The sequence below is a fragment of the Nitrospira sp. Kam-Ns4a genome (assembly GCF_965152595.1).
Genome location: NZ_OZ224218.1, coordinates 1,884,636 through 1,901,370, shown reverse-complemented (window position 1 = coordinate 1,901,370; position 16,735 = coordinate 1,884,636). Strand labels below are relative to the sequence as shown.

At 69.3% G+C, this 16,735-nt stretch carries 14 protein-coding genes; 3 read left to right on the top strand and 11 right to left on the bottom strand.

The window, feature by feature from the left end; genetic code table 11:
- Positions 1-10 precede the first annotated feature (10 nt).
- From ACWHYQ_RS09490 to ACWHYQ_RS09470, 5 genes are all read right to left on the bottom strand, one after another.
- Positions 11-1,108, bottom strand: coding sequence for a saccharopine dehydrogenase family protein (locus ACWHYQ_RS09490; protein WP_447975444.1), 1,098 nt, complete (start codon positions 1,106-1,108; stop codon positions 11-13).
- A gap of 83 nt (positions 1,109-1,191) precedes the next feature.
- On the bottom strand, positions 1,192-2,070 hold the full coding sequence (locus ACWHYQ_RS09485; RefSeq protein ID WP_447975443.1) for a methyltransferase domain-containing protein: 879 nt from the start codon (positions 2,068-2,070) through the stop codon (positions 1,192-1,194).
- A gap of 140 nt (positions 2,071-2,210) precedes the next feature.
- Positions 2,211-5,138 (bottom strand): caspase family protein, encoded by a 2,928-nt coding sequence (locus ACWHYQ_RS09480; protein WP_447975442.1) that lies wholly within the window; start codon positions 5,136-5,138, stop codon positions 2,211-2,213.
- Between the two features lie 35 nt (positions 5,139-5,173).
- Positions 5,174-8,062: a caspase family protein gene (locus ACWHYQ_RS09475; RefSeq protein ID WP_447975441.1), complete on the bottom strand. Its 2,889-nt coding sequence runs from the start codon at positions 8,060-8,062 to the stop codon at positions 5,174-5,176.
- A 242-nt stretch (positions 8,063-8,304) separates the two neighbouring features.
- Complete coding sequence (locus ACWHYQ_RS09470) at positions 8,305-8,430, bottom strand: hypothetical protein (protein ID WP_447975440.1); 126 nt, start codon at positions 8,428-8,430, stop codon at positions 8,305-8,307.
- Positions 8,431-9,217: 787 nt separating this feature from the next.
- Between ACWHYQ_RS09470 and ACWHYQ_RS09465 the strand changes: the two genes are divergently transcribed.
- Positions 9,218-9,892 carry a S16 family serine protease gene (locus ACWHYQ_RS09465; RefSeq protein WP_447975439.1) on the top strand — a complete coding sequence of 225 codons (675 nt, stop codon included), beginning with the start codon at positions 9,218-9,220 and terminating at the stop codon, positions 9,890-9,892.
- Between the two features lie 51 nt (positions 9,893-9,943).
- On the opposite strand, the gene ACWHYQ_RS09460 is transcribed toward ACWHYQ_RS09465, so the two are convergent.
- The 3 genes from ACWHYQ_RS09460 to ACWHYQ_RS09450 all read right to left on the bottom strand — a co-directional run bounded on the left by ACWHYQ_RS09460 (position 9,944) and on the right by ACWHYQ_RS09450 (position 12,108).
- The gene (locus tag ACWHYQ_RS09460) at positions 9,944-10,306 is read right to left on the bottom strand and encodes a hypothetical protein (RefSeq protein WP_447975438.1); all 363 of its coding nucleotides are present in this window, start codon (positions 10,304-10,306) and stop codon (positions 9,944-9,946) included.
- A gap of 131 nt (positions 10,307-10,437) precedes the next feature.
- Positions 10,438-10,794: a hypothetical protein gene (locus ACWHYQ_RS09455; protein WP_447975437.1), complete on the bottom strand. Its 357-nt coding sequence runs from the start codon at positions 10,792-10,794 to the stop codon at positions 10,438-10,440.
- Positions 10,795-11,190: 396 nt separating this feature from the next.
- Positions 11,191-12,108: a formylglycine-generating enzyme family protein gene (locus tag ACWHYQ_RS09450; protein ID WP_447975436.1), complete on the bottom strand. Its 918-nt coding sequence runs from the start codon at positions 12,106-12,108 to the stop codon at positions 11,191-11,193.
- Positions 12,109-12,303: 195 nt separating this feature from the next.
- Between ACWHYQ_RS09450 and ACWHYQ_RS09445 the strand changes: the two genes are divergently transcribed.
- The gene (locus ACWHYQ_RS09445; protein WP_447975435.1) at positions 12,304-12,612 is read left to right on the top strand and encodes a cupin domain-containing protein; all 309 of its coding nucleotides are present in this window, start codon (positions 12,304-12,306) and stop codon (positions 12,610-12,612) included.
- 8 nt (positions 12,613-12,620) lie between these two features.
- Entirely contained in the window at positions 12,621-13,697 is a 1,077-nt protein-coding gene (locus tag ACWHYQ_RS09440) for an aldo/keto reductase (protein ID WP_447975434.1), read from the top strand.
- A gap of 6 nt (positions 13,698-13,703) precedes the next feature.
- On the opposite strand, the gene ACWHYQ_RS09435 is transcribed toward ACWHYQ_RS09440, so the two are convergent.
- The 3 genes from ACWHYQ_RS09435 to ACWHYQ_RS09425 form a co-directional block, all read right to left on the bottom strand.
- Complete coding sequence (locus tag ACWHYQ_RS09435; RefSeq protein ID WP_447975433.1) at positions 13,704-13,946, bottom strand: hypothetical protein; 243 nt, start codon at positions 13,944-13,946, stop codon at positions 13,704-13,706.
- A 2-nt stretch (positions 13,947-13,948) separates the two neighbouring features.
- Positions 13,949-14,548 (bottom strand): elongation factor P, encoded by a 600-nt coding sequence (locus tag ACWHYQ_RS09430; RefSeq protein ID WP_447975432.1) that lies wholly within the window; start codon positions 14,546-14,548, stop codon positions 13,949-13,951.
- 61 nt (positions 14,549-14,609) lie between these two features.
- The gene (locus tag ACWHYQ_RS09425) at positions 14,610-16,562 is read right to left on the bottom strand and encodes an acyl-CoA dehydrogenase family protein (protein ID WP_447975431.1); all 1,953 of its coding nucleotides are present in this window, start codon (positions 16,560-16,562) and stop codon (positions 14,610-14,612) included.
- Positions 16,563-16,735 lie beyond the last annotated feature (173 nt).

The following is a 16,735-nucleotide window of genomic DNA, read 5'->3' as shown; positions in this document are numbered from 1 at the left end:
CAGCCGTCCCTCAGTTGTAATACCTGCCGAACCGGTTCGCGAGCACGTCAGCCAGCGCGAAGGTCTCCTGGGTAACGAAGCCGCGGTAGGCCGCGGGCCGCTGCAGCACCAGGTCCACGACGCTGCAGAGCCCCGCCGCCGTGGTGACCTGGATCGCGGACCAGCGCTTCCCGGCGATCGTCTGCGGGTACACCTTCTTGACGTAGTTTTCCTCGAACAGCTCCCCCCGGCGCCAGCCGGTGACGGCCACGTAGAGCAGGACGACGTCCTGGAGCGTCTGCGGCACCGCGCGCTCTAGGATGCGCTTCAGCGTCTCCCGGTCCTCGTTCAGCTTGAGGTCCTTCATCAGGAGCTGGATCATCTCACAGTGGCCCGGATACCGGAGCGTCTTGTAGTTCATGGTCTTGATCCGGCCCGCGTAGGTGTCGGCCAGGGTGCCCAACCCGCCGGACGTGTTGAACGCCTCGTAGAGCAGCCCGTCCACCGTGATCGTCTCGTAGCCTTCCAGGGGGAGCAAGACCGTCTTCTCGCCGTTCTCGATGCCGTAGCAGCGGTTGCCGTACTCGTTGATCAGGCCGTCGGTGGACCAGGTCAGCGAGTACTTGAGCACGTTGTTCGGATTCGTTGGGAGCGCGCCCACGCGCATCTTCACCGTCTCCACCGACTCGAAGTGGCCGATCAGCTCGTTGGCGACGATACTGATGAAGCCCGGCGCTAGCCCGCATTGAGGGACGAAGGCCCGCTCCGCGCCCGCGCTGATGCGCTTGACCTGCTCGGTGACCGTGATGTCTTCCGTGAGGTCGAAGTAGTGGAGGGCGTGCGCGCGGGCGGCCTCGGCCACGGCCAGGTTGCAGTAGTAGGGCAGGCTGGAGATCACCGCGTCGAACGGGGTCTCGGCCAGGCAGGCTTCCAGCGCCGCCTTGTCCCGGACGTCCAGAACGTGCATGTGCAGGCGGCGAGCAATCGCGGGGGTGGCCTCGTCGGCCAGCCGCTCCAGCGCGGCCGGGCTCACATCGCCCAGGTGGATGAGGTAGTCGCCGCTTTCTGCCAGCAGACAGGCGATCAGCGAGCCCACCTTGCCAGCGCCTAGGACCAGGACCTGCCGCATCTGCGCGCCCCTCGCCCGCGTCGCCTGTGATCCTACCGCCGGACGGGCGGCCGATCAAGAAGAGACCGGCGGGGGGTAGGACATCACGCGCCCGGCGGCGCGAACCGGACGTCCGGGCACAGCGCGTCCAGCGGATCGCCTGGCCGGTAGGCGAACCGGACGCCGACTCGGTCGCCTGGCTGCACAGCAAGGGGCTCGGGTAGGGGCACGATCAGGTACTGATTGAACCAGTCAACGGTGCGCCCCTCGTTGACCAGAATCGCCAGAAGGTTCTTGGTGGCGAACCGGAGAGCGTTCAACGTCCCCGCGACCCGGACGGTCAGCAGCCCGTCCCAGGCACACCGGTCCGGCAGCGGCTCCTCGTAGATGATTCGCTGGAAGAGCGCCGGCTCGCCGAGCTCCCTGGTGGCGGGCTGGGTCACGGTCGGATCCTGGAACAGCACCGTCGGTGCGTAATAGCCGTGGAAGTCGAAGCACTGCTGCACCGGCTGGACGGCCTGCAGGGTTGCCTCCGGGACGAAGGTCGGCAGCGGGCCACCGAACCGCCCCAGGTACCGGGCCTTGAACGAGGCGAGGACAGGAATCTGCTGCTCCCGCAGCAAGCCCACATGCAGCATCTCGCAGATCACGAGATCCACCGGCTCCGGTGGCAGGTACTCGAACGCGTCGGCCTCGACGACCTCGATCATCCCGCCGCCGGCGTTCAGCCCGAGGAGGCGCCGCGCCTCCCGCACAAGTTGGGGGTTGCGCTCGACGCACCAGACCCTGGCGGCGCGCTGAGCCTCAAAGAAGGACAGGACCCCCGTCCCGCCCCCTAGTTCCAGCACGCGGGCGCCGGGCCGCACGAGGCGTGCCAGGGCAGCCTGGAACCCGACCATCCGCGCCCGGTCGTTGAGCATGTTGTAGTGGTAGTGAAGCGGGATAAACTGGCCCAGCTCGCGCTCGTCGCAGGACAGCGGCATCGTAGCTCGGCTCCAGCGAATGGGTGCGTTATAGACACTCTCGGCCGACATGGAGAGAAACTTGAACGAACCGCGCTGACTGGCACGGGCCGTCTCGGCGGGGACTCGGTAGACTCGCCGCGAGCCCGCTCCCTTCCAGCTCACGGCTTCAGGGCAATGGTAAAGTCGGGAACCGTCTTCGGCTTGGCCGTCGTCGGCGTCTGCTTGCCCTTCGTCAATGCCTTCACCCGTTCGGCAATGTAGGCCTCGAGGCTCGTGATCGTGATCGTGCCCCGGCCGAACAGGTCGGCCTGGCCGTTCAGCCCCTCGACCAGCGCCTTCGTGAACGCCCCATTCCCCCAGTCGGGATGCTCCAGCGACGCCTGCCGGCCCGTCGCCGCCGTGAACACCACCGCCCCGCTGTCCGCGTTCGCCAGCTCGTGCACGAGCTGATTGATGTCCGCCCCGCCCCGCCGCTTGCCCAGGACGTTGCCCGCCTTGCACGTGTCCACGAACGCGAACACCTTGCCGGCCAACGCTTCCACCGTCTCCTTCAGGTCCGTGTACGGCACCCCCGTCGCCATCAGCCGCTCCGGATCCACATTGACCGGGAGAAAGTAGTACTTGCCCTTCACGTCGGTGTCCCCGTGCCCCGCCAGAAACACCATCGCCACATCCTTGCCCGTCGTCTGCTTGAGCAACCAGTCCAGATGATCCAAAATGTTCTCCTTCGTGGCCTGCCCGTCGGTCAGCACCTTGGTCTCCACCGCCTCGTACAGCCCGCCCTGCTGCCGCGCCATGGCCCGGGCGAAATCCCGCGCATCCTTCGCAGCGAACCCCAGCCGCAACTCCTCCCGCTGATACGCGCTGATCCCGATCGCAAGTACGTAGAGCTTCGGCTTGATGACAGCCTCGTTCCCGGTGGCCCGCCCGCGCCAGCGCACCCGGACCAGGGCGGGCTCGCTCACCGCGAAGCGGTTCTCGGCCAGAATCGCAATCTCCGCATCCCGCTCCGGGATCGGCACCCGCAGTTCCCGCACCCCCTCCCCTTGCTCGGGACCGGCCGAAGCCGGTCCCGAGCCAGCCTGCCCTGAGCCAGGTCGCTGAGTCGCAGGACCCAGCACCGCCACCCCCCGCTCGACCATCACCGGCCGCCCGTCCACCAGCGCCTTGATCACCGTCACCGGCTCGCCCGAGGGCGAGCGGATCGCGATGCGCACCAGCACCTCCGCCCCGGCCACCGCCGCCCCCGCCGCCGGCGCCAGAATCGTCACCACCGGCGGGAGCTGCTGCGTGAGCGGGACGGCGGCCCCCTTGCGCCCGCTCTCGGCATTGGCTGCCCGGATCGCCCCGCCCTCATCCAGCGTCTCCAGCACCTTGGCGACCACGTCCGGCCGGTAGTAGGTGCTCCGGAACTGTCCCACGGGGAAGAAGTCGCCGGCCTGGTCCTTGCCCCGGTTGAGCCGCCAGCCGATCAGCTCCTCCGCGCCCGGCGCCGCGTCGTAGTAGCCGGAGGGCGTCCACAGCACCCAGCGCTTCCGGTCGTTGTGCGGAAAGAAGGCGAGCAGTTCTTTTCCGTCCCGCAGGCGGTACCAGCGAATCGTCCCGTCGCCGAGGGCGACCACCGCCACCTGGCCGTTGCCCGCGATGTTGACGCTCCAGGCAACCCCGGGGGTCGCCACCTGCCAGAGCTCCCGACCCGTGCGGTCGAAGAGGTGCAGGTACCAGTGCGTGCCTAGGAGAAAGGTCTGTCCGTCCGGCGCCACGGCCAGACTAAACGTCGTCTCATAGGGCTCGAGCGGTAGCGGACTGCCGTTGAGCTTGGGGGCGACGCTGTTCTGCCAATCAGTGACCGCGAGCCCGGGCGCCGACGTGACCGGCGCGGTCAGCGCGGCGCCGCCCGTGCCATCCATGTCCAGCGACCGGGTGGCCAGCGAGAACTGGGCGGGCGAGCGGCCTCCCACGTCGTAGGAGAATTGGACCGCGGTGCCGTCCTGAGCCACGAGAAACCCCGCCTGGTTGCTCCGGTGATCGGCGATCGCCGGCGGCACGACGAGCGTCCGGCGGCCCCGCGCGTCAAAGACCCCGAAGGCTGGATCGGCGGCTCCAAACACCACCCCGCCGTCGTCGAGGGGCTGGAGGTCCATAATGGTATCCTTGGCGGCTAGCAGGTCGGTGGCCCGGCCCCGCCCGCCCTCGGTCCAGACTCGGATCGGGTTCAGGTCGTCCACGTAGTACCGGCCCCCCGCGTAGAGCCGGCGACCGTCAGCGGACCAGACAACCTTGGATAGATCCCCGCTCCTCACGTCACTCGTGTCCGGGGCGTACAACAGGGTCAGGTCGGCAGCGGAAAGGACGTTCACGCTGGGCGAATCGTCGAATCCCACGGCGACCTTCGTCCCGTCCGGGGAGAAGCGGACGCCGAACGGCCGCGTGCCACCGGGCGCCCGCCGCTTGGCGAGCAGCCGGAGCGTCCGGTCGTAGAGCCGGATCCAGCCGTCCCATGAGCTCGTCACCAGCCGGCCGGCCCAGTCCACGTCGGCACCATAGCTGTCGCTGGTGTACTCGCGGTCTTCTCCGACCAGGGTATAGTCCGAGGTCTGATACACGCGGATCCCGCTCCCCTTGATCAGCGCGACGAGGCGCGCGCCATCCGGACTGTAGACCAGGTGATCCACCACGTTGTCGAGGCCCGCCAGGCGCCGGAGCAGCCGCCCCGTCGCGCGGTCGAAGAGGTATACGGAGTGGCTCCCGTCCCAGGCATATCCCGTCCAACCGCCGGCCGCGACCGTCCGGCCGTCCGGGGAGATCGCCACCGCATAGATCTTGCCTTCATTGCCCTCGCCGATCGGCGGCCGGAGGATCTGCAGGAGCCGTCCGGTCGCCAGGTCCCAGACCCGGGCGGTCTTATCGTCCGAGCCGGTCACGAGAACCCGATTCGCGGCGTCCACGCCGATCCGGCCGATCCGGGCCGTGTGGGTCCCGCTCTCGATGCGGAGGATTGGCTCGGTGGGCGGCTCGCCCGCCCTGGCGGGCAGGAGACTGGCCACGGTCAGGCCCCCGGTGAACAGTGCGTCTCGAAGTCGCATCGTCGCCTCTCGAGTAGATGGTCCGCGCGCCCGCCTCACGGCCGCAGCGCGATCGGGAAGTCGGGGACTGTTTTCGGCTTAGACGTGGTCGGGGTCTGGGTACCCTGGGTCAGTTCCTTGACCCGATCGGCGAGCCAGGCATCGAGCATGTTGACGGTGATCTTGCCCTTGCCGAGGAAATCGGCCTTGCCGTCGAGCCCTTCCAGCAGTGCCTTGGTGAACGCGCCGTTCCCCCATTCCGGGCGCTCCTGCGAGTACTGTCGGCCGGTCGAGGAGGCGAAGACCACGGCGCCGCTCTCGGCGCTCGCCAATTCGTTCACGACGCCGGTGATGTCCGCGACGCCCCGGCGCATGCCCATGATGTTCCCGGAATGGCAGGTATCGAGGAAGACGAGCGTCTTGCCCGCCAGCGCGTGGACCGTGGCTAGGATATCCGCAAAGATCACGCCAGTCCGTTTGAGCTTCTCCGTGTCGGCGTTGACCGGTAGGAAGTAGTAGGTGCCGCTCGGGTCGTTCACGCCATGCCCGGCCAGAAAGACCATTGCGACATCCTTGGCGGTGGTCTCCCGCTGGATCCACTCCAACCCGTCCAGAATCCCGTCCTTGGTCGCCTGCGCGTCAGTCAGGACCTTCGCCACGACATCCCTGTAGAGCCCTCCCTTCTGCTTCTGGATGGTGGCGACGAAGTCCTGGGCGTCCTTGGCGGCGAGCCCGAGCGCCCATTCCTTGTTCTCATACTGGCTCACGCCGACAGCGAGCACATAGAGCGTGGGCTTGACGACGAACTCTTCGGGGTTCGGCCCCCGCCACATGACGCGCACGGTCGCAGGCTGGCTCGTGGCGAAGCGGTTCTCGGCGATGATCCCGATCTCCGTGTCCCGCGGCGGGATCGTCACCCGCAGCTCCTTGGCCTCTGGCTCGACCCCCGGCTTGCGCCCCTGCACCTTGATGTCGCGGGTCGTGGCCAGAGGCCGGCCGTCCACCAGCGCCTTGACGGCGGTGACTGGCTCCCCAGAGGGCGACCGGACCGTGAACCGGACGAGGATCTCGGACTGGTTCACCTCGGTCCCGTCCACGGGCGAGTGGATCGTCACCACGGGCGGCAGCCGCTGGCCTAGCGCGACGTCCGGCGGCTGACGCCCGGCCTCCGCGTTGGCGAGCCGGAGCGCCTCGCTCTCGTCCAGGGTGTCGAGCACCCGCGCAACCACATCCGGGCGGTAGAACACGCTCCGGAACTGCCCGACGGGAAAGAAGTCCGCCTCGGCATCCCGGCCGTTGTTCCGGTGCCAGCCGATTAGGTCCTCACCGCCCGGCGAGGTGTCGTAGTAGCCCGTCGGGGTCCACAGGACCCACCGCTTCCGATCCGCGTGAGGGAAGAACGCGAGCAGCTCCTTCCCATCCCGCAGCCGATACCAGCGGAGCGTCCCGTCGGCGAGCGCGGCGACGACCATCCGGCCATTGCCCGTTACGTTCACGCCCCAGGCCGCGCCGGGCAGGGGGACCGCCCACCGCGGCTGGCCGGTCCGGTCGAAGACCCGCAGGTACCACTCGGTTCCCAGGAAGATGAACCCACCGGGGGCCAGCGCCAGGCTGCGGGCCCGCTCCGCCGGCTCCAGTGGGAGCGGCCGCCCGTTGAGCCGCGGCGCCGTCGTATCCTGCCAGCCAGTGACCTCCAGCCCGGGTGCGCCGGTGACCGGCGCAGCCAGCGTCCCGTCTGGTGGGGGATCCGTTTCCAGCACCCGGGTCGCGATCGAGAAGCGGGCAGGCGCCCGGCCCTGGAACTCATAGCCGAACCGCACGGTGCCGCCGTCCGCCGACACCAGGAAGCCGCCCTCAAACACCGCGCGGTAGTCCGCCGTGGACGGCCCGACGAAGAGCGTCCGCTGGCCGGCCGCATCGAGCGCGCCGAAGGCGGGGTCGTAAGTCGCATAGACCACGCCGCCCTCGTTCAGCGGGAGCAGGTGCTGGATCGAGTTCCCCGCAGCCGGGACATCCATCGCAGCCCCCCGGCCCTCCTCGCTCCAGGCGCGGACCACGATTGTGTCGTTGCGCGCGAAGGTGCCGCCCGCATAGAGCGTACGCCCGTCCGCCGACCAGGCCACGCTGCTCAGCCGCTGCTCCGGGCTCACCTCGCGCGTGTCCGGGGCATAGAGCAGGGCTAGGTTGCCCGCTGACAGCACGTTCACCTGCGGCGAGTCCGCAAACCCGACTGCAACCTTGGCGCCGTCCGGCGAGAAGCTCACCTGCAGCGGTTGCACGCCGCCGGGCGCCCGGGCCTTGGCGAGCAACTGGAAGGTCGGCGAATAGAGACGGAGGTAGCCGTCCCAGGACGACGTGACGAGCCGCCCCTGCCGATCGAAGTCCGCCCCATGGCTCGCGGACCCGTACCGCTGGTCCTGCGCCACCTGCGCGTAGTCGCCGGTCCGGTAGACCCGGATCCCGTGCCCGCCGCCCAGGGTCGCCACCAGCCACCGCCCGTCCGCGGAGTAGGCCAGGTGGTTGACCGCCTCGGGCAGGCCGCCGATCCGGCGCACGAGGCGCCCGCTCGGCGCATCGAACAGGTAGATGCTCTTGGGCTCGTCCGCGGCGCCGGTGAAGCCGCCGCAGGCGACCGTCCGGCCGTCCGGCGACAGAGTCACCGCGTAGAGCTTGCCGTCGTTTCCGTCGCCGATTGGCGGCCGCAGGACGCGCAGGAGCCGGCCCTTCGGCAGCTCCCAGAGCCGTACGGTCTTGTCCCGGGAGGCCGTGACCAGCAGCCGGCCGGTTGCGTCCACGCCGATCCGCCGGATGACCTCCGTATGCATGCCAGTCTCCAACCGGAGCTGCGGGGCCGCAGGGAGCTCCGCCGCCACGGCTGGGGCGGTGAGCCAGGCCGCCCCCAGGACGCCCAGCGTGATTCGCCGCAAGCCTTCCCCGATCCGCATCCCGCCCTCCTGTCCTCTCGTCCTCCTCCTCCGCCATCGCCTCCCCAGACCAGCCACCGGCGGGGCGGCATCGCCGCCCCTGCGCCGGGCGGACTCCGGGCGCCACCCAGCAGAGACCATAAAAACCGTTCCGGGGACAATACGCCGAACGGCGTACGTAGAGGTTCCTCAGGGCAAGCCTCAGAGCGAGATGCGCGTGGGCGGGGGCTGCGGCCACCGGGAGCCGCCGTTCCCGGGGGCAATCACCCGTGGCCGCGCGGAGGCTGAAGAGCCCGGCGCCGCAGGCGGCGATGCCGCCATTCCAGCGCCAGCAGACACGCGAAGACCAGAATCGGCCCGAGCAGCGCGATCCCCATCAGCCAGGACATGGCAGACCTCCGTGGTGGACGAGTTCCGAGCCCAAGGTCCCGTCTTCGGCTCCGTGCGCCGGCGGTCGCTCGATGCCAGGCGTCAACCCTATACCCTTTCATAGTGTCAAGCAATCGCGATGCCAGGCGCCGTCTTCCCGATCGGCGTCGGAAGCCGTTGCTTTCACGTTCCTTCCTTGGAGCGCCGGAGGAGAGCGAGCGAGGCGAAGGCGACCTTTCGTACAGGGTCGCTATCAAAATTGGACAGGAACGTTAGAAACGGGTCGCGACGGAGGCCCGCCGCCGCCGCCGTTCCGCAGGGGTACCTGATCCCGCGGCGCTCAGCTCCCCGAGACGGGCGCCTGCGCGGACGGGGCCTCAGGCGTCCCCGCCGGCCTCACGGGCTGGTGCGCGGCTGCCTGGTCAACGATCACAAGCCCACAGATGTCGCAGATCCAGAATGCCCCGAGCGGGAGTAGGGACGCGCGTTGGCATCGCGGACACATGGTGGCCCTCCTCATGCAAACGCGGAGCGATCAACGATGAGCGAGAGACGGCTCGTTAGGTTATCGGCGCGGCGGCGGGGGCCTTGAGCCCTGCGGCGGGACGAACCTCCACGGACATCACCCAACGCGAATCGGGGACACGAGCGGCCGGCCGGCGCGCCGTGAGATCTGTTGCAGGGGTGGCCCTGGCGGTGTATAGTAACTCTACGTTCCCCGACCGAAGGGCGAGACGTATGAATTCGCCAAAGGGAACAGGGTCAAGTCCCTCTTGCCGGGAAAGTCACAGGCCTCCTGCGGCCCGTGTGCTGCTCGGCGCGGTCGTGCTGTCCGCCGCCGCCTTCTGCCCCTATCCGGCTGAAGCCAGCCCTTCGCGAGACGCTCCTTTCACGAAGGTGCAACTGATCCGCGTGCTCGCGACGACGCTCAACCACTCGCGCCACCCGGTTGGCGCAGTCACGGAGCTGGTCGTGGCCCTTGAGCAGCGCTCCGATCAGCGTGGGATACAGGTCACTTTCCACACGCAGCCCGGCCGGTTCTCCATCTCGGCGCAGACCGAGGTCCTGTCGGCAATCGTGCGGACGGCCAAGCTGGCCAACCTGAACCCCGATTCCTGGAGCGTGTCGTTAGCCGCGCTGGCCCCGGGCCGCACCGTGTCGGGAGGGAGCCTGTCCGCCATGGTCGGGCTGACCGTGGCGGCGCTGGCGAAGGGCGACACCATCCCCACCGATCGCGTGATCACCGGAACCATCGCCCCCGACGGCCAGATCGGCCCGGTGGACGGCATCGGCCTGAAGCTCGAGGCGGCCCAGAAGAAGCACCTCCAGCGGGTGCTGGTGCCGGAGGAGTATGCGACCACCGAGGCGGACTGGACCGTGCCCTTCCTCCTCCATGTCTCCCCAGTAGGCACGGTCAGCAAGGCCTATGAGGCCCTGACGGACCACCCGCTGCAGGAAACAATCTATCGCGAGGAAGATTAGCGAGGCGGAACGGCCGAGCGCGCGGGATGCCCAGCGCCTGGCGCCATCCCGTTACCGCACGTGGATCGCCTTCGCCACCAGCCCGTTCGCGTCCCGGACGTAGGTGAGGTCCACCCGCTCGCCCACCTTGATGTCGCCCAGGGCGACCCGTTGCTTCCCGCGGGTGATCACCGCGTCCGGTTGGACGACCACGCCGACGATCAGCTCCTGCTTCTTCGCCGTCTGCGTCTTGGCCACGAGCACCGGCGGAGCGGCCTCGAGGTTGACGGCCACGATTTCACCCTGCACCGTCCGCACGGGAGCCTTCACATCCGTGGCGCCCGCTGGGGCTCCCGCCACGACCAACCCAAGGGCGACGCTCCAGAACAACGCCCGCGCACGTCCGCCCCGACCCCTGCCTACCTGCGCCCGCATAGAGCCACCTCCTTGCTGATCGCCGCTGCCGTCCCGGCTGTCTTCGCCTGAACGATCGGTTCGTCGCTGGCCGGCCAGGTCCGCTTCCAAAGAGAGGGGAGCGGCACCGCAGGCGCACGGCGGCCCGATGCTCAGCGCTTGAAGAGCACCTGCCGATACTGCGTGCCCTTGACTTCGTACTCCACGACCAGCCGCCCGTCGGCCTCGAGCCGCCCCACGCCTGTGCGGGCGGAGAGGTGCAGCCCCCTGTCGCCGATCTCCCAGGTCCCTTGCTCGCTCCCCCAGGTATAGGTCCCGTCGGCGCTCAACGTCAGTTGAGGCCACGTGCGACAGGATCGGCCCGTGAAGGGCCCGCCGTAGACCGACTGGCAGCCCCACGTGCCGACCAAGGCCTCGCGCTGCAGAGCTCGCTCCTCGCCCGCGGAGGCGAACAGCGAACAAACCGCGCCTGCGAGGAGGCCCAGAAGGACGAGACCCGGTCGAAGCATACCGCGCCTGTGTGGGTGGATGGTAAGGTGGCCCCCGGGAAATTGCAAGAGCCCGGGCGACGGCGGGTCGGCCGCACAGCGGGATTCTACGCAGGCGGGTGGGTGACAGGCGGACACCAGTAGCCGGCCAGCTCCAACGTCTGCCGGCTGACGCTGGAGCCAGCCGGATGGCCCTCGATGTCCCGGACGAGTATCCAGACCTCAAACCCCGGAATCAGGGCCGTCCCCTTTTGCCACCCGCAATAGACGGCGGGGGCCTGGGGGCGCGGCGCCCCGCTGCGTGACTGGACCGGGCTCGCGGCGCACGCGGGGATTCTAGGCGATTGTCTGCCGAGACGGCTCATCGCCTGCGTTCTCGGCAGGTATCCAGGGGGACTTGAGCCCATCGGGCGCGGGCTACGAGCCGGGCTTGGCGCAACGGAACCCGATGGTCGGCGCCCGCTGGTCCGGCGGGGCGCCGTTGCGCGTGGCGGCCCGCAACATGGCCGGCTTGCTCTTCCATGAGCCGCCGCGGACGCCCTTGTACCGGCCCGACGTCGGGCCAGGCGGGTCCCGCTCGGGGATCACCGAGTAGTAGTCAAAGCCGAACCAGTCCTGGACCCACTCGGCGACGTTGCCGGCCATGTGACGGACGCCGTAGGGGCTCTGCCCCTCGTCTCCGCTGTTCACCGACGCGACCAGCGGGATCTCATGGACGTGGTACTGGCCGAACACCGCCAGGCCCGGCTGCGGCGGTGCGCTGCCCCAGGGGAACAGGCGGCCGTCAGCGCCGCGGGCCGCTTTCTCCCACTCCGCCTCAGTCGGGAGGCGCTTCCCCTTGGCCCGGCAGAACTCGTCGGCTTCGGCCCAGGTCACGTACAGCGCGGGCCAGCGGGCGAGGACATAGTCCGGCAGGCTGTGCACGGTGATGACGTGCCAGATCAGCCGCTGCAGCTCGTCGGCTGGCGGCCGCCCCCGCTCCTGCAGAAACGCGAGGAACTCCCCGAGACTGACCTCGTCGCGGTCAATCGCAAAAGCGTCGAGCCAGATGCGCCGTTGCGGGAGCTCCGTGTCGTCGAACTGCGTCTCGAGCCCGTAGGGGTCGTCGTCCTTCCGCACGCTCCCCAAGAGGAACCAGCCAGCCGGCACGGAGATCAGTGGCGAGGGTTCGGCTAGGTTCGCGATGGCCGCCAGATGGCGCGCCAGCTCAGCGGCCGGCTCGGTAACGGCGCGGGCGGAGGGAGGCTCGCCGGGGACGAGCAGGCTCAGCGTGGCGACCAGCGAGAGGCCGAGGCGGAGCAGGTCGAGGTTGGGTGGGTTGGCTGTCGGAGGCACGGTGCGCTTCCGTATCAGATATACAGGACCGCGCGGCTGGACACAACGCTCCGGCCACCGGCGGGGCTTCCCGGCGCAGCGACAGGCCGTCCTCCCCCTGCCGGACAGGGGGTTGCGGGACGGAGCGGAACGATTTAGAAATGGACGTAATCGGGGGAGCCGGGCGACTGCCGCCCGGCCGGCCTGGAGCGCAGGGTGCGGATCGAACGCTGGGACCCGACACGGGACGGGCCGCTCTCGGAAGCGGCGCTGCGGCGGAAGCTTGAGGCGCGCGGCTACCGCGTCTCGCGCTATGTGTATCCTCCGGGCACGGTCTTTCCCGACCATACCCACGGGATGGACAAGTTGGACGCGGTACTCTCCGGCCGCTTCCGCATGGTGGTGGAAGGACGGGAGGTGGTCCTGGAAGCCGGCGACGTGCTCGCCGTGCCCCGGGGAACGGTCCATTCCGCCGCGGTCGTCGGCGACGAGCCGGTCGTCAGCCTGGACGCGACAAGGGAGTGATGGAGTCCATGGATCAAGACAAGCGGGAGATCCAAACCGGGGCCGATGCGGTCGGCCGCCGACAACTCCTGAAGAGATTGGGCGCGCTCGGAGCCATGGCGGCGCTGGGCGGACCGCTCGCGGCCGCCCGGGCCTTGGCTCAGGCGGCGGCGCCCGGGCCGGTCCCTGGCCTACAGCCGGCGGCCGGCGAGGTCCCGCGCCGCCCCTTCGGCCGTACCGGGCTCGCGGTCTCGGTGCTCTGCCTCGGCGGCGCCCACCTGGGGCGCGCCGCCAGCGACGCCGAGGCGATCCGGATCGTCCACGAAGCGATTGACGCCGGGATCACCTTCATGGACAACGCCTGGGAGTATCACCAGGGCCGCGCCGAAGAGCTGATGGGCCGAGCGCTGGCGGGCCGGCGCCAGCAGGTGTTCCTGATGACCAAGGTCTGCACGCACGGCCGGGACAAGAAGGTGGCGATGCAGCAACTGGAGGACTCCCTGCGGCGGCTACGGACCGACTACCTCGACCTCTGGCAGATTCACGAGGTGATCTATGAGGACGACCCGGACCGCCACTTCGCGCCCGGTGGCGCGGCGGAGGCGCTCCTAGAGGCCAAGCAGCAGGGCAAGGTCCGGTTCCTCGGGTTCACGGGGCACAAGGACCCGAAGCTCCATCTCCGGATGCTCGCCCACGACTTTCCCTTCGACGCCTGCCAGCTCCCGCTCAACGTCTTCGACGGCACCTTCCGGAGCTTCGAGCGGGAGGTGCTCCCCGAGTTGACCCGCCGCGGGATTGCGCCGCTCGCCATGAAGACGCTGAGCGGGAACGGCGCCCCGATCACGCACCGGGTGCTGACCGCGGAGGAAGCGCTGCGCTACGTGCTGAGTCTGCCCGTCGCCACGATCGTGAGCGGGATCGACTCCCGGGAGGTCCTCCGGCAGAACCTCGGGATCGCCCGCCGGTTCGTGCCGATGACGCCGCAGGAGATGGCCGCGCTGCGGACCCGAGTCGCAGGCTACGCGGCCGACGGCCGCTTCGAGCCCTTCAAGTCGTCGCGCCTCTACGACAGCCGGATCGGCCGCGAGCAGCACGGGCTGTTGTAGTGGCGGCTAGCCCGTTTCTTCCATCCAGAGCGCTTCCAGGCTGGGGATCAGCGCGTGGCGTTCGCGCAGCAGGCCGTCCAGGAGGCGCAGGTCGGGGTCCTCGGTGACGGCGGGATTGATCCGGTGCGCCTCGCCGAACGCCTGCATGAGCACCAGCCGCCGCTCGACCGGCCCCGGCGCACGCTCGACGCCGATCGCGGTCACCACGGCCAGCTCCGCGAGCGCATGCCTGGCGGACTCGTCCATCACCGTCAGCTCGCCTTGCGCCCTTCCGGCGCCCGCTTGCCTTCCTTGCGCATCCGGTCCAGGTACTTGCACGTCTCCACCTCGACCAGGATCCGGTCCCCTGGCTGGATGAACTGGGGAACGAGGATGACCATGCCGTTGTCCAGCGTCGCGTCCTTCATCGTATTCTCGCCCTGACCCCGGATCCCGGTCCCGCAGGAGGCGACGGTCACCTCGACGGCGCGCGGCATGTCCACCGATACCGGCTTGCCCTCGTAGCACTCCACCTGGATGCTATCACCCTCCTTGAGGAAGGGGAGGACCTTCTCCAGGGCCGCGCGCGAGAGGCTCACCTGGTCGAAGGTCTCGGGATGCATGAAGACGACCTCGTCCTGGTCCGAATAGAGGAACTGCATCTTCACGCGCTCCAGTGCCACATCCTCGACCCGATCATCCATGGCCCAGCGCTGCTCCCGTTCCCGTCCCGTCCGGAGGTGGCGGAGCGTGGCCCGCACGGAGCCAGCGAACTGGCCCGTGCCGGAATGGAGCGTCACGGAGAGGACCCTGTACAGCTCGCCGTTGAGGAGAATAGCATGACCTTCCCGGAGATCCTGGGCTGGGCGCATTGGAGAGCCTCCTTTCCTGAAGACTGGCCCTTCCATGGTAGCGGGAGTGCCGGAGGGAAGGTCAAGAGGGGGGGACTGGTCGGCGCCCGACCGCCCATTCCGGAACCTGATCCACGGGCTTCACGCGGTAGGCGTCGAGCCCCCGCCGGATGATCCCGTCGGAGAGAAGGGGAAAGGCGCCCTGCAGGGCTCGGCGGCCGACCGCGGCGGAGGCCGCGTCGTCGTTCCGGATGAGCTCGCGCACGGCGCGGGCGATCCGCACCCGGGCCTCTCTGAAGAATTCGTCCGCGAGCACCCACAGCGAGGCATCCCCGGCCACGCGCTCCTGCGCTTCCGCGCGCAGCGCGGTCGCGGCGATCGTCAGGATATCCTCGCCGACCGCCTCGATCCGATTCTGCCGCCCCTGGTCGTCCCGCAGCGCGGCGCGCCGCCGCACCATCGCCCAGAGGATGGCCCGGGCCAGGCGCCGGCTGGCGCGTTCCGCGTAGCGCAGCTTCTCGCGGACCCGCGGATGCTGGCACGGCGGCGCCGCGGGCAGCGGGGCCCGCCTGAACCGCGCCAGGTACCAGGGCAGGTAGAACCGGATCAATGCCAGCAGCGCCCGGCGCCGCGCGCTGGCTGGCGCCTGCTCATCCAGATACGTGCGGGCCCGGTCCAGGTGCGGGCTCAGCCCCTCCCGGGCCACGAAGGGACGCAGGACGTCGGTCGCGCCCTCGCCGATCCGGTACATCTCGGCGTCCCGGACAAGCTGCTCAATCCCGAAGGCGGGCTCGCCCCGCACCCGCTTGGAGTCGGCGGTCTCGTAGCCCATCCCGCCGAAGAGGATCTGGGCGTCCCGCAGAAACTGGATGGTCCGCTCCGAGCAGAAGATCTTCGCGATCGCTGCCTCGATCCGGATGTCGTACTGCTTCTGGTCAGCCAGGCGCCAGACCAGCGAGGCCAAGGCTTCCATGGCGAAGAGGTCCGTCGCCATCCGGCCGACCCGCATCATCTGGGTCTGCCGCTCCGCGAGCGGTTTGCCGAAGGTCAGCCGGCTGTTGGCCCGGTCGAGGGTCGGCTGCCAGGCCTGTTTCGCCATGCCGAGACAGATCGCCGGAATGCTGACCGCCCGGCCGACGTTCAGAATCGTCAGCGCGTACCGGAGCCCGCGGCCGACCTCGCCGATCACGTTCTCCGCCGGGATCCGCACATCCGTGAACGTCAGGTAGGCGTTCTCGATGCCGCGGCAGCCCTCGAACTGGCAGCGCTCCCGGATGGCCACGCCCGGACTCCGCATGTCCAGGATGAAGGCGGTGTGGACCCGGTCGTCGCAGGGCTCGCCTTCGCGGACCGGCTCCCATGCGGCCTTGTCGCCCCGGAAGACTTGCCGGGCCGGAACCCGCGCGACGAGCGTGATGTACCGGGCGATCGAGCCGTTCGTGCACCAGAGCTTCTCCCCGTTCACGCGGAAGTGGGTCCCCGACCGCTCCAGCACCGCCTCGGTCCGGATGTTCGCCGCGTCAGAGCCGGTGATCGGCTCGGTGAGCGCGAAGGCGGAGAGACAGTCCCGGGCGACCCGCGGGAGGTAGGTCCTCTTCTGGTCCTCGCTCCCGAACAGCAGGATTGGCATGGCGATGCCGATGGATTGAGGCACGGCCACAGTCAGCGAGAGGATGTTGCTCCAGCTTGCGATCAGGGTGAGGACGCGGCCGTAGTTCGTGTAGGAGAAGCCGAGCCCGCCGTACTCCTTGGGAATCTTCATCCCGAACGCGCCGAGCTCCAGCAGGCCCTTGAGCACGGGCTCGGGAATGGTCGCCGTCCGCTCGATCTCGTCCGGATCCACGTGGGTCCGGAGGAACCGCTCGATCTCGCGGCAATAGGCCTCGCCGATCGCGCGCTCCTCGGGCGGCTCCGGCGGAGGGAGCAGGAGGGAGAAGTCCGGCCGGCCGACGAACACCCCGGCCATGAAACTCAGCCCGGTCAGGCGCTCCCGCGCTTCCTCGATCCACTCCAAGCCCTTGAAGAGGCTGGCCATGGCTTCAGCTTAGCACAAACCGGAGGGACCGGAAGAGCCGGTCGCCATTCTCTCGCCCACAGGACCGCGCCGTGCAGCCGTCCCGCGAGCCGGCCAGGCGTAGCCCGAAGACCTCGGACACGGACGAAGGCGCACGGCCCGCATCCGCCAGGTGCGCGCGGCCTCGCCCGTTC